The 11,892-nt window shown below is 58.2% G+C and carries 10 protein-coding genes; 8 read left to right on the forward strand and 2 right to left on the reverse strand.

Translation table 11 applies throughout. The features are described from left to right. Positions 1 to 15 precede the first annotated feature (15 nt). From J2T37_RS01275 to J2T37_RS01295, 5 genes are read left to right on the forward strand one after another with little or no spacing between them, the layout of a single operon-like run. A complete protein-coding gene (locus J2T37_RS01275; protein ID WP_253353383.1) occupies positions 16 to 999 on the forward strand; it encodes a major capsid protein in 984 nt (327 codons plus the stop codon). Positions 1,000 to 1,002: 3 nt separating this feature from the next. Further along, positions 1,003 to 1,434 (forward strand): phage protein Gp36 family protein, encoded by a 432-nt coding sequence (locus J2T37_RS01280; protein WP_253353384.1) that lies wholly within the window; start codon positions 1,003 to 1,005, stop codon positions 1,432 to 1,434. Next, the gene (locus J2T37_RS01285; protein ID WP_253353385.1) at positions 1,412 to 1,861 is read left to right on the forward strand and encodes a phage virion morphogenesis protein; all 450 of its coding nucleotides are present in this window, start codon (positions 1,412 to 1,414) and stop codon (positions 1,859 to 1,861) included. The genes J2T37_RS01280 and J2T37_RS01285 overlap by 23 nt, the downstream gene beginning before the upstream one ends. After that, the gene (locus J2T37_RS01290) at positions 1,858 to 2,343 is read left to right on the forward strand and encodes a phage tail terminator protein (protein ID WP_253353386.1); all 486 of its coding nucleotides are present in this window, start codon (positions 1,858 to 1,860) and stop codon (positions 2,341 to 2,343) included. Before J2T37_RS01285 ends, J2T37_RS01290 begins: the two co-directional genes overlap by 4 nt. A 2-nt stretch (positions 2,344 to 2,345) precedes the next feature. Beyond that, positions 2,346 to 3,104: a hypothetical protein gene (locus J2T37_RS01295; RefSeq protein WP_253353387.1), complete on the forward strand. Its 759-nt coding sequence runs from the start codon at positions 2,346 to 2,348 to the stop codon at positions 3,102 to 3,104. A gap of 108 nt (positions 3,105 to 3,212) precedes the next feature. Here J2T37_RS01295 and J2T37_RS01300 read toward each other — a convergent pair whose 3' ends face one another. Both J2T37_RS01300 and J2T37_RS01305 read right to left on the reverse strand, forming a co-directional pair. Then, complete coding sequence (locus tag J2T37_RS01300) at positions 3,213 to 3,641, reverse strand: hypothetical protein (RefSeq protein ID WP_253353388.1); 429 nt, start codon at positions 3,639 to 3,641, stop codon at positions 3,213 to 3,215. Further along, positions 3,634 to 3,828, reverse strand: a complete 195-nt coding sequence (locus J2T37_RS01305; protein ID WP_253353389.1) for a hypothetical protein — start codon at positions 3,826 to 3,828, stop codon at positions 3,634 to 3,636. The genes J2T37_RS01300 and J2T37_RS01305 overlap by 8 nt, the downstream gene beginning before the upstream one ends. A gap of 378 nt (positions 3,829 to 4,206) precedes the next feature. On the opposite strand from J2T37_RS01305, the gene J2T37_RS01310 reads away from it, so the two are divergent. The 3 genes from J2T37_RS01310 (at position 4,207) to J2T37_RS01320 (ending at position 11,527) form a co-directional block, all read left to right on the forward strand. Then, positions 4,207 to 7,404, forward strand: a complete 3,198-nt coding sequence (locus tag J2T37_RS01310; RefSeq protein WP_253353390.1) for a tape measure protein — start codon at positions 4,207 to 4,209, stop codon at positions 7,402 to 7,404. Positions 7,405 to 7,529: 125 nt separating this feature from the next. Continuing rightward, the gene (locus tag J2T37_RS01315; RefSeq protein WP_253353391.1) at positions 7,530 to 7,940 is read left to right on the forward strand and encodes a hypothetical protein; all 411 of its coding nucleotides are present in this window, start codon (positions 7,530 to 7,532) and stop codon (positions 7,938 to 7,940) included. Positions 7,941 to 7,972: 32 nt separating this feature from the next. Next, positions 7,973 to 11,527, forward strand: a complete 3,555-nt coding sequence (locus tag J2T37_RS01320; RefSeq protein ID WP_253353392.1) for a hypothetical protein — start codon at positions 7,973 to 7,975, stop codon at positions 11,525 to 11,527. The last annotated feature ends 365 nt before the right edge of the window (positions 11,528 to 11,892 follow it).

The raw sequence follows: 11,892 nt of genomic DNA on the forward strand, positions 1-11,892 counted from the left end.
GAACAAGGAAACCCCATGAAGCAATTTCCGTTTACCAATGAAGAGCTGACCCTTGCGGTCAACGAGCTGCCGGGCTTGGACACCACCATCGGCAATTTGGGCATTTTCAAAGCCGAATACCACGCCACTACCCGCGTGCGCGTGGATAAAAAAGACAGCACCTTAACCCTGGTCAAATCGCAAGAGCGCGGCGCAGGCGGCGAAGCCGGTACGTCCGACAAGCGCACCAGCCGCATTTTCGAGACCGTGCACCTGCCGCGCCACCGCACCGTGTTGGCCGAAGATGTGCAAAACCTACGCCAGTTTGGCGGCACGGGCTTGGAGCGTCCGGTCAATTATATGAACGACGCGCTGACCGCCATGAAAGGCGACATCGACATCACCCGCGAGCATTTGATGTTGGGCGCGTTGAACGGCAAGATTTTGGATGCCGACGGCAGCGAGATTTACGACCTCTATACCGAGTTCGACATCAAAGGCGGCCGCACCAAAAAATCGTGGGCATTGTCCAGCGCCGATACCAAGGTGGGCGCGAAGATGGACGAGGCCAAGCGCCATATCCGCAAATTGTCGGGCGGCGAGGTAGTGAGCGGCTTTACCGTATTGTGCAGCCCGGAATTTATCGACGCGCTCAAATACCACGATTCGATGGTGGAACTCTACAAACGCTTTGAAGCCGGTAAGGTGTACCGCGAAGACGGCGGCGTGGAATTTGTCCACAACGGCATCAGCTTTATCGAATACAACAACGATTTCGGCACGAAAGCCGCCAAAGTCGAAGCCGGTAGCGCCATCATGCTGCCCAACGGCACGCGCTCGACCTTTGTGGAAGTCTTCGCCCCGTCGGACACCATTTCTGCCGTCAACACGCTGGCCAAGCCTTATTACGCCTCCGCCGAGCTAATCGGCCACGAAAAAGGCTGGGACTTGGAAGCGCAGTCCAACCCGCTGCCGCTGGTGTTGCGCCCGAATCTGGTGATTACCCTGACGGCGGACTAAGCCATGATTACCCGCGAGGATATGCTGGCGCGGTTTGCCGAGCGCGAAATCGCCCAACTGACCGACCACGAAAACGGCCGCACCATCAATGACGATGTGTTGCAACGCGCCATCGACGACGCGGCCGCCGAAGCGGGCAGCTATCTGCGGGCGGCGGGGTTTCAAACCCTGCCCGAGCCGACCCCGCGCGTGTTGGCGGTGAAGGTGTGCGATATCGCCCGCTACTACCTGCATGAAGACGGCGTAATCGATATTGTCGAGGCGCGTTACAAATCGGCACTGGAATGGCTCAAGGCGCTGGTGAAAAATCCGAATCTCTTGGGTTTGGACGTATCCGCCGCCGCCACCCGCGCCGCCGAAGCAAGCGGCAGCGCCTATGCGGTGCGCCCGAATCAGGCGGAGGGCTGGGGTCATGCGCCTAATCGTCGCCGCTGACGGCTTGGGCGTATTGCAAGCCCACCTGAGCGAACTCTACCGCCGTTTGGACGGCGATTTGAGCGAGCCGCTGAATGCCGTGGCGGGGGTACTGGAAGACAGCACCCGCGAGCGGTTTGAACGCGAAACCGACCCACAGGGCAAAAAGTGGGCGGATTTGAACGAAAACACGCTCAAAGCCAAGGCCAAAAAAGGCTCGGCAGAACACGGCATCCTCACCGACGAAGGCCATTTGCGCAACATCCTCTCGGAGGTGACGAAAAACCAAGCCCTTGTCGGCACGGCGCAGCCTTACGCCGTCTTCCATCAGGACGGCACGAAAAACATGCCATCCCGCCCGATTTTCGGTATCAGCGCCGAAGACGAGGAAGAAATCGGCGACCGCCTCGCCGAATGGCTGGACAAACTTTGGAGCAATCCCGTATGAGCAAAATCCCCGCGATGTACACCAATATGCTGGCCTGCTATCCCGCGCTGCTGGCGCGTTTGGCGGGCGTGCCGGGTGTGAAGCAGGTGTTGGAAGCGCAGGATTTGGCGGCGGTGGCGGGCGAGCGCAAGGTATTGCCTGCCGACGGCGCGGTGTATGTGGTGTTTGACGGCTTTACGCCGGAAAACGAAACCGCCGCGCGTAAACGGCTGGCGCAGGAGCGCTTGAGTTTCAGCCTGATTCTCGCCAAACGCCAATACACGCCCAACCGCCTGCAATTCGGGGCGGACGGCGTGGGCGAAACCCTGACCGCCATCAAATCCGCCTTTCAGGGCTGGACGCCGAAAGATTCAGACGGCCTCGCCCTGGCCCTGACCCCTTTCCAAGCCGCGCAAGCCCTGTCGATTTACTACCACGACGGCTACGCATTTTTCCCGGTGCGCTTTACCACCACCGTTAACATCCAATTACAGGACGACTAAACATGGCAAAATCTGTTGACCACGGCTTAATTTTCGAAGGCGACGTCAAAGTGCGTAACCGCAATCAGGCGGGCGCAGGCTTTATCGACATCGGCAACACCACCGCGCTGACCACCGCCACTTCGGTGGAAACCGCCGAGCGCATTTCCAAACAGAAAGGCACTTACGGCAGCGCCTTGGATTCCCTCAAAACCATGCAGCCGACCGAAATCGGCCTGACGCTGGACACCTTCGACAAAGACAACCTCGCCTTGGCCTTGATGGGCGAAGCGGCGGTGATTGCCGCCGAAGCGGTCAGCGTGACCAACGAAGAAATCGTCATCAGCCAATACGGCCACGCCTACAAGCTGGCGCACGGCAATATCGACCCGGCCACGGTGAAAGTAGTCGATTCCGACGGCACAGACGTACCCGCCGCCGAGCTGGACATCAACGCCACCGTCGGCCTGATTGCCGTCAAATCCGGCACGGAAGTGGTGGTGGAAGGCGAAACCGTCAAAGTGACCTACAAAACCCGCGCCGCCGGCGGCTACAAAGTCTCCGCCGCCACGCTCTCGCGCCTGGATTTGGAAATCTACGTCGATGGCCGCAACCGCGTCACCGGCGAAGCAGGCGTGCTGCATATCCCGCACGCGGTGTTGGCGGCAGACGGCGAAATCGACTGGTTCGGCGACGACTTCAACGAAGCGGCCTTTACCGGCACGGCAGTGGTGGCCGACGGCGAGACTTCGACTTATTCGTTTACCAGCTACAACAATTAAACCGGGTTTCAAAGCATGTTTAAAGGCCGTCTGAAACGAGCTGCCGCCTGTATAGGCAGCGGTGCCGGAGTTTCAGACGGCCTTTAACTTTAAGACAGTAAGGAGCGGCTATGACGGCAGTTTCAGCACCACAACCACCCAGCAAACCAATGCGCTGGCCAGCGCAGCATAACAAACGTATTCGGCTGCTTTATGAATGGCGCCGCGCGGTGCGACATGGTAAGCGGGCGTTGCGCCGCTGTTTCGGCGGTATGTGTCTGCTAAGCTGTCCGCCTGCAACTTCAGAAGCCGATTTAAAGCGTACACTTCGCCGTGTAGTACGACTGCACCGGCTAGGATACCGGCCGCGTTTAATACAAATGCCGCCTTTATCCACACCACCGGCAGGTTGGCCGTATTCTTGCCGAGAAGCTGGCCGGCCATAACCGAAAAGAAACCGGCGCACAGCAAAACCAGCCATCGCAGCCATGCATAATAAGCGGCATTGCGCTGTTGGCCAGTCTCAAAAGTTTGCAGCTGACTGGAGAGATTACTCATGCGCCCCCGCCTCCCGCGCTGCCAGCTCACGCACCGCCCTGACGACCAAGTCTGCCTGACTGATTCCCAACGCGGCGGCGGTCTGCTCAATCAGCGCGATGTCTTCCAGCTTAAGCTTGAAGCCTTTGACCTTAACACCGCGTTTTTCTTCGGATTTCTTTTGAATTTCGTTTCTTGACAAAGCCATTTTTACACCTTAAGATTTGAGAATCGGCGGAGTGGTAGGACACCCCGCCTATCTCAAGGTTAGTAAGCGTTAGCGCTCAAAACCAAGAGAAGAATTAAAATGAGATACTTCATTTTGAATCCTTCTGCAAATGCCCTTAAGCAGGATTGCGGGTTAGGCGTTCAACCCACCGGTTCTTGCTCAACCGATGGATAGAATTATAGGTTAACCTACAATTTAAGTCAAGCATAAGCAGATGAAAAAGCCCCGAATTTCGGGGCTTTTTTTATTGCCGCTGCTAAGCTGCCCAAACCCCGTTTTACCTGAATCCCTGCCCGTATCCCGCCCGAAGGCCGCCGCGCATAATCGGGCGGGATTTTTATTGTTGAGGACAAGGCAATGGCGGATAAAACCATTACGGCGGGTTTGCAAATCAAGGCATCGGTTGACGGCGAGGTCGAAATCAAGGGCTTGGCGGCGGAGGTGGACAAGGCTGCCGAGAAAGCGGACAAGCTCGACGGCAGCGGTAAAAAGCTCGGCGATACCTTTGACGGTATGCCCGGCAAGCTCAACCCCTTTGCCGCCGCTTTGGGCAAAACGGGCGACGGTTTGGATAAGGTCGGCGGCAAATCGGCTTCCGCCGCCGAATCGCTGCTGTCGTTCGGCAAGGGCGCAGCGGCGGCTTTGGGCGTAACGGCGGCCTTGGACAAGGTTTCAGACGGCCTGCAGCGGGTGTTGGATACGTCCACCGAATACACCGCCATCAAAAGCCGCATGGAGTATGCCTTCGGCGGCGTGGAGGCGGCGGGGCAGCAGATGGAATGGGTCAAAGGCGTGGCGGCAGAGCTGGGATTGGAGGTCAAATCCGTGGCCAACGGCTATGCCCAACTTGCCTCAGCCACGAAAAACATCAATATGTCCACCGAGCAGACGCAGCAGGTGTTTGAAGGCGTGGCCGCTGCCGCCGCCAGCATGAATCTTTCCACCGAGGAAACCAACGGCGTATTGCTGGCGCTCTCGCAGATTGCGGGTAAGGGCAAGGTGTCGATGGAGGAGCTGCGCGGGCAGTTGGGCGAGCGGCTTACGCCTGCGATGGCGATTGCGGCCAAATCTATGGGCGTAACCACCGCCGAGCTGGAAAAAATGGTGGAAAGCGGCATTGCGGCGGAAGAGTTTCTGCCCAAATTCGGCGCGGCGATGGCAGAGGCGTTTTCCGGAGCGGAATCGGCCTCCGCCCCGCTCAACCGCCTGAAAAACCAGCTTGACGAGCTGATGCTGAAAATCGCCGATTCGGGCTTGAACGACGCGTATAACCAACTTCTGACCGAAGTGGGCGACGCGCTGACCTGGATAGAAGAAAAAGTCAGCGGCTTGGACGGCGCATTAACCGGCGCGTTCGGCGATTCGCTGACCGGCGCGTGGGACACGCTGAAAACGGGCTTGCCCGAGCTGGGCGATATGGTGGCGACCGCCTATGACGGGATTAACAGCATAGGCTCGGCGCTGGACAGCTTGAGCGACGGCAGCGGCAATTTCGATTTGATTAAAAACACGCTAGACGGCCTGAATGTGGCCTTAGGCGTGATTTCAGACGGCTTCAAGGGCTTGAGCATTGCTTTTGATGTATCGGTGGGCGCGATTCAAAGCGTCATCGGCGATATTCTGCTCGGTCTGTCGAAACTCACTTTTGGTGAGGTGAGCGCAAACTTCGCCCAAGCCGCCGCCGACATCGAAGCAAAGGCAGCGCAGCATTTCGACGCGGCGCAGGAAAAGGCGTTGGCCTTTGAATCATCCTCCGTGGCCGCGTTTAAACGGGCGCAGGAGAGTGAGGCCGAGCGCTATGCGCGTTTGGAAACCGAGGCACGCGAAGCCTACGCTGCCGCCAGCCAAGCCGCCGTGGAAGCCGCCGCCAAAGCCAAACAAGCGCAGGAAGCGGCTTTGCAGGCGGTGGGCACGTCGCAGGAAGAAGCGGCCAAGAAAGCCGCCGAAGCCGCCGACAAACAGGCCGCCTCCGCCTTAAAAGCAGCGCAGAGCAGCGGCACAGCATGGGAAGAAGCGGCGGCAAAAGCCGGTGTCGGCGCAGAATCTGCCGCCCAAATCAAGCAGCCTTTGGCCGAATTGGAAGCCGCCGCGAAACAATCCGCCGCAGCGGTGGCCGATGTGGGCAATTCGGCACAGGCGGCGCAAAGCAAGGTAGCCGAGGCCTTTGCCAAAATCGGCGTGGACACCGAGGCCGTCACCAACGGCGTGAGCAGCAAGGCGAAACAGGCGTTTGCGGATTTTCAGACGGCCTCGCAACTGGCGGCGCAGAGCGGCGAAACCGACGCGCGCTTAATCAGCGCGGCGTTTGAGCAGATGATGGGCAAGCTCGAATCGGCCAAAGAATTTGAAGCCTTCCGCGCCCAGTTGGAAGAGAGCGGCAATGCGGCCTATCTGACGCAGGAGCAGTTAGGCCGTCTGAACGAAGCGGCCAAAAGCGGCGCGGGCGCGGCGAAAACGGCGTATCAGGCTTTGGCCGACAGCATCAAATCCGCCGCCGCCGCCGATTTAAGCAATATCGGCGAACAGGCGAAGGCGGCGATGGAGTCGGGCAGCATTTCGGCGGCGCAATACGACCAAGTGATTGCTCAGGTCAACACGCGCACGCGGGAGCTGCAAAGCGCCAGCGCCGATATGGGCGTTCAGGCGGAGGAATCGCACCACCGCGCCGCAGCCGCCGCGCAAAGCCATGCGGCGGCGGAGCGTGAGGCGGCAAGTGCCAGCAAGGAAGCGGCGGAAGCCACGCAAAAATCAAGCTATATGGCGGCGGGTTACTATCAGCAGGCAACGCTGAATGCGGATGCAGTCAAACGCTTGAAAGAGGTACAAGGTGCGGCGATTAAGGCTAATCTCGGTTGGGCGGAGACAACGTATTCCGCCATGCTGGGGATTCAGAAAATCAATGCTGTTTATTCGGCCTTCAAAAAGGATTTGGTGGACGCGGCAGACGCAACGACTGCCTTGAATGAAAAAGTGTCGGCAGGCACGGTGACCATGCGGGACATCAGCGAGGCGACAAGTAAGGCGTCAAGCCGTTTCGGTCAATTGGACAAAACCACCTTGTCGAATTTGAACGCCGCCATCGAATCTGCCCGAAAATCCATCCAAGCCTTATCCGACGAGGCGCAAGACACTCTGGCGGAAATCAACGCCGAATTAGCCGAAATCAACGGCGACAGCGAGGCGACCTATGCCTTGCAGCAGACGAAAAAGCTGGCCAAGTTGCAGGAAAAAATGCAGGAAGCGCAAAAGGCAGGCAATTCGGAAGCCGTGGGCTATTATGCGCAGGCCATTGCCGCGCAGAAAAAGCTGTATCAGGCGCAAAAAGAGCAGCGCGAGAGCGCCGCGCAATCATCGTCTGCCTCGTCGTCCGGCAGCGGCGAGGCCAAAAGCACGCTGAACTTGGCGCAGCTTTTCGGCAATGCCGCCACGCCGCAGGTCAATATCGACGCCGACGGTTTGGCCGAAGTGTTGGCGCAGCGCGATCAGGCGGTGGCGGATAAAGTAACGTCGCAGCTTTTGAACCAACTTAACAATGCAGTCAAACGCAGCGTGTAATGTTCAGACGGCCTCAGCCTGAAGCCCTGCTCCCCTTGGGATGGCAGGGCTTTTTTTATACTGGGGCAAACCCTTTGTAGGGTGTTTGCGGTATGCACACCCTACGGCTTTTTCAGGAAAAAACAATGGCAAACGAATACTGGCAACTTACGCGCAAAGACACCGGCGCGGCGGTGAAGCTGCCGCAGGACATGCGCTGGACGGATGAATACGACTGGTCGAAAGTCGCCCAAGCCGCGCCGCAGCGCACTTTGTCGGGCGGGCTGATTATCCAGCAGGGTGTAAAGAAAAACGGCCGCCCGATTACGCTCTCGGGCGATTGGGTGTGGATTAACCGCGCCGATTTACAGACCCTGCGCGATTGGAGCGATACGGCGGAATTGGAAATGACCCTGACCCATTACGACGGGCGCACGTTTAACGTCATCTTCCGCACCCACGACGGCGCATTGGGCAGCGCCGAGCCGGTATTGTATGCCACGCCGGAAAAAAGCTCGGATTACTACACGATTGAAATCAATTTAATGACGGTTTAAAGCCCCATTAAACCGCAACCAAAAGGCACGATATGGCGACCAAAACCACCCGCATTACCCAGCAGGATTTGCAGATTTACCCTTCCGAGCGCATGACCGACACCGATGACGGCGGCGGTCTGATGACCGGCACCGCGCTGACGGGCGCGGACAACGAAGTCTTCCCGCCCGTGTCCGACGTTGACCGCACGATGGGCAGCTTCGACGCGCGTTTGCTGTATCCGGCGGTGTTGCGCAGTGACGCCGAGCCGTTTTACGGGGCGCACTTTATCATTTCCGAGCCGCCCGAGGCGGAGAATGTTTCGTTTTTGGCGTTCAAGGCGCGCAATTACGGCGAAGAGCGCGCGGATATTATGCCGTATATCGCGGCATACAGCGTGCCGACGATTGAAAGCCGCATGACGCTGCTGGGCAAGCATATGGCGGGTATCCGCATTATCCAAGCCTATCAGCGCACAGACGCAACCTTGCCCAAGGTGGGCGAACGCTATTGTTTGGAAAAGGGCAATACGCAGGAGTATTTCCGTATTGCGGCGGTATCGAGCGAGGTGCGCACGTTTGAGTATGTCAATTCAGACGGCAGCGTGATTGAATTTCAGCGCACGGTGTTGAATATGGAAATCACCTCGGCGCTGACAAATGACTATTCGGGTATTGATTATCCGGTGCGTGGTTATGCGAATATTGATGTGGCGATTTTGGAAACGCAGGTGGCGGATTCGGCCAGCTACTACGGCGTGCGCCCGTTGGCCAAGGCCATCAGCCAAAACGACGCGGTGATTTATGCCGACAGCGTGTATGAAAAGCTGGTGCCGACTTCGACCATCGAAACGGCCTATACCGACAATTACCCCGTGGAATCCAACGCATGGGTGGCTTCGGGCGCGACTAAAGTATTGTACAGCACCAATTCTACGGTATCGGGTACGATTTACCTGAGCCAGCCGGTGATTCCGGGTACGGTATCGGTAAGCGGCTACACCGACAACGCCTTGGGGCAGCTGGTCGGCACGTCCAACACCATCAGCGTGGACTACGAGCGCGGGATTTTACAGAACGTGCCCTCCACTTACGCCCTGCGCGTGACCGGCACGCCGGGGGCAAAGGTCAGCGCGGCGCGTTATGCCACTTATATCGCGGTGAAAGACAGCAATCAGGGCACGGCCTGGGTGCCGCTTTTAACCCCCGCGCCGGTATCGGGCAGCCTGACGGTGTCGTATATGAGCGGCGGCGATTGGTATGTTTTAAGCGATAAGGGCGACGGCATTTTGCGCGATGATGAGGGCGATTCCTGCGGCACGGTAGCGGGTAGCGGCTCGGTGGCCTTGAGCCTGCCCGCCACGCCCGATGTGGGCAGCTATATCGTGTTGGCGTGGGCGGATTCGGCGATGTATCAGACCTACGACGCGCAAAAGGCAGGCAGCACGCCGGCGGCGAAAACCGTCAGCGGCTCGGTGGTGATGCCGTCTGAAGCCAGCGCCTACATCAAGCCGGGGACGTTTACCTTAAGCTGGAATGACGGCGAAAGCGATAAAACCGCCGGCGACAACGCAGGCGCGTTAACGGGCGACGCTACGGGGCGCGTGGGCTATTACTACGGGCAGGCGGTGTTGACCGGCTGGAGCAGCATGAATCCGGTCAAAATCAGCTTTGAAGAATACACCGGCACGCCCGAAGTGGTGAATCAAACCTTTAGCGATAAAGCGGCGGCAGTGAGCCTGACCGTGGGCAAAACCGCGCCGGGCAGCCTGCTGTTGGCGTTGGCTTATACCGTCAATGTGACCGTGGCGGATACCGAATGGGTCAAAGCGCTGTACAACAGCTATTCGGTCGGCGATTCGGCCTTGGGCGGCGTGATTTTGGCGCGGGCGAAGCATGATATTTTGCTGGCGACAGACGAAGAGGAAGACAAAGCCAGCTTTACCGTGAATATTTTGGATGACGGCGCAGGCAACCTGCTCAATGAGGCGGGTCAGGCCATCGGCGGCACGATTGACTACACCACCGGCAAAATCACGCTGCCGTCGCCCGCCGCGTGGACAGTTGCGCCGACGGTAACGGGCGGCACGTTTGCCTATTCCACCATCGCCGTGGGCGCGGCGGCGGTAGGCGCGGCGGAAACCAAGACCATTACCGATTATCAGATTTACGCCACCGAAGCGGCGTGGTCGCGCATTGCCGAGAGCGACACCAAACTCACGAGCGTGACCGAAACGCCGTCGAATGTGCAAATCAACGTGGCTTTGGCCACGGGCGGCCGTCCGGTATTGGATACCTGGTCGTTTAACGACGGCAGCAACGATTTGATTGAACGCGGCGGCACGATTTACAAGAGCTTCAACGGCAAAACCGGCACGGGTACGGTGGTCGGCTCGCTCAACAGCGACAGCGGCGCGGTCAAATTCTCCGCCACCGGCGTGAACGTGGCCTCTTTAAAAATCACCGGCGGCATTGTGGCCACGGATACGGATTACATCCAAAGCTACTCCGGCCGCACCGAGGCCGCGCCGGTGAAGCCGGAGAGCTTTACCGTGTATGCCGTGGTCGGCGGGCAGAAAATCAGCGGCACGTCTGACGGCGACGGCAATATTACCGGCGGCATTAGCGGCACGATTGATTACGAAACGGGCTTTTACAGCATTACCTGCGCCAACGGTTTCTACCCCGAAACCCTGCGCTACAACTGCGTGACCCAAGACAATATCCCGCTGGATTCGGATATTATCGGCATTGACGCCGTGCGCCTGCCTGCCGACGGCAAAGTGCCGGTGTTCCGCAAGGGGGATATGATTGTTATCGGCAACCGCTTAAAGCAGGATTTGGGCAGCGCCTTTACCAGCGGCCAAGTCATCCAGCTTGAGCGCAAAAACCTCGACCGCATGTGCTTGCTGGACGCAAACGGCGAGCATGTATTGGCGGAAAAATACAGCGTGGACTTGGAAACGGGCGTATTGACGATGGCCGAGCCATTGAGCCTTGCCGACTACACCCTGCCGCTGACGGCGGTGTTGGCATGGGAAGAGGAAAACCGCATCACCGGCGTGGATATTTCAGGCCGTCTGAAACTGCAATTTGCCGTGTCGCGTGATTATCCGCTGGAAAATACCTATGTTTCCAGCGCCTTAATCGGCGGCGATTTGCTGGTACGCGCCACCGATCCGTTCAGTCAGAATACTTGGGACAACGTGTGGTCGGATTCGCTGCGCGGCACGGCGATTTTGGCGCAGTTGGACGTGAAAAACTACCCGATTACGCTCACTTCCAGCGGCGCGATTAACGAGCGCTGGCTGATTCAGTTTATCTCCGCCACGCAGTTCCAGCTTTACGGCGAGAATCTGGGCTTGGTGGCGCAGGCCGACATCTACACCGACCTTGCGCCCGCCAACCCCGCCACGGGCAAGCCGTATTTTTCCTTGCAGGCGGCGGCCTTCGGCGGCGGCTGGGCGGCGAAAAACTGCATCCGTTTTAATACCTTCGGCACGCCGCTGCCGGTGTGGGTGTTGCGGGCGGTACAGCCCTCCGCCGCTCGCCAAACCGAACGCGACGGCTTTACCGCCTGTTTGCGCGGGAATACGGTGGCGGAGTAGTTTGCGGTCGCGGCAAAGGCCGTCTGAAACAGGGATTCTGTTTCAGGCGGCCTTTGTTTGACGTGAGTTCGGGATAACCAAACGCATGTTTCAGCCTGAAATGCTTGAAGTTCCTACAATCTGTTCTCTCCCCCGTGGGGGAGAGTTAGAGAGAGGGCAAAACGGTTGGATATAAGGAAACATTGCTTAAACCGCAAACATTTAGCCCTCTCCCCAACCCTCCCCCACAGGGGAGGGAGCAAGTTACTGAAATATTAAGTGTTACTCAAAGTGCTTATCCCAAACTCGCGTGATTCTTTCTGTCTGAAATTGAGCGGCACGGCTTCAGTCATAAAAACGCGATAATCAAAGCCGATAGAAAACCA

This window comes from Neisseria perflava, assembly GCF_024170405.1.
GTDB classification, from domain to species: Bacteria; Pseudomonadota; Gammaproteobacteria; order Burkholderiales; family Neisseriaceae; genus Neisseria; species Neisseria perflava_B.

What these genes read in the sequence shown, in the direction of transcription:
- J2T37_RS01275 (WP_253353383.1), top strand. Translation starts at nt 16, where the DNA reads ATGAAGCAATTTCCGTTTACCAATGAAGAGCTGACCCTTGCGGTCAAC.
- J2T37_RS01280 (WP_253353384.1), top strand. Translation starts at nt 1,003, where the DNA reads ATGATTACCCGCGAGGATATGCTGGCGCGGTTTGCCGAGCGCGAAATC.
- J2T37_RS01285 (WP_253353385.1), top strand. Translation starts at nt 1,412, where the DNA reads ATGCGCCTAATCGTCGCCGCTGACGGCTTGGGCGTATTGCAAGCCCAC.
- J2T37_RS01290 (WP_253353386.1), top strand. Translation starts at nt 1,858, where the DNA reads ATGAGCAAAATCCCCGCGATGTACACCAATATGCTGGCCTGCTATCCC.
- J2T37_RS01295 (WP_253353387.1), top strand. Translation starts at nt 2,346, where the DNA reads ATGGCAAAATCTGTTGACCACGGCTTAATTTTCGAAGGCGACGTCAAA.
- J2T37_RS01300 (WP_253353388.1), bottom strand. Translation starts at nt 3,641, where the DNA reads ATGAGTAATCTCTCCAGTCAGCTGCAAACTTTTGAGACTGGCCAACAG.
- J2T37_RS01305 (WP_253353389.1), bottom strand. Translation starts at nt 3,828, where the DNA reads ATGGCTTTGTCAAGAAACGAAATTCAAAAGAAATCCGAAGAAAAACGC.
- J2T37_RS01310 (WP_253353390.1), top strand. Translation starts at nt 4,207, where the DNA reads ATGGCGGATAAAACCATTACGGCGGGTTTGCAAATCAAGGCATCGGTT.
- J2T37_RS01315 (WP_253353391.1), top strand. Translation starts at nt 7,530, where the DNA reads ATGGCAAACGAATACTGGCAACTTACGCGCAAAGACACCGGCGCGGCG.
- J2T37_RS01320 (WP_253353392.1), top strand. Translation starts at nt 7,973, where the DNA reads ATGGCGACCAAAACCACCCGCATTACCCAGCAGGATTTGCAGATTTAC.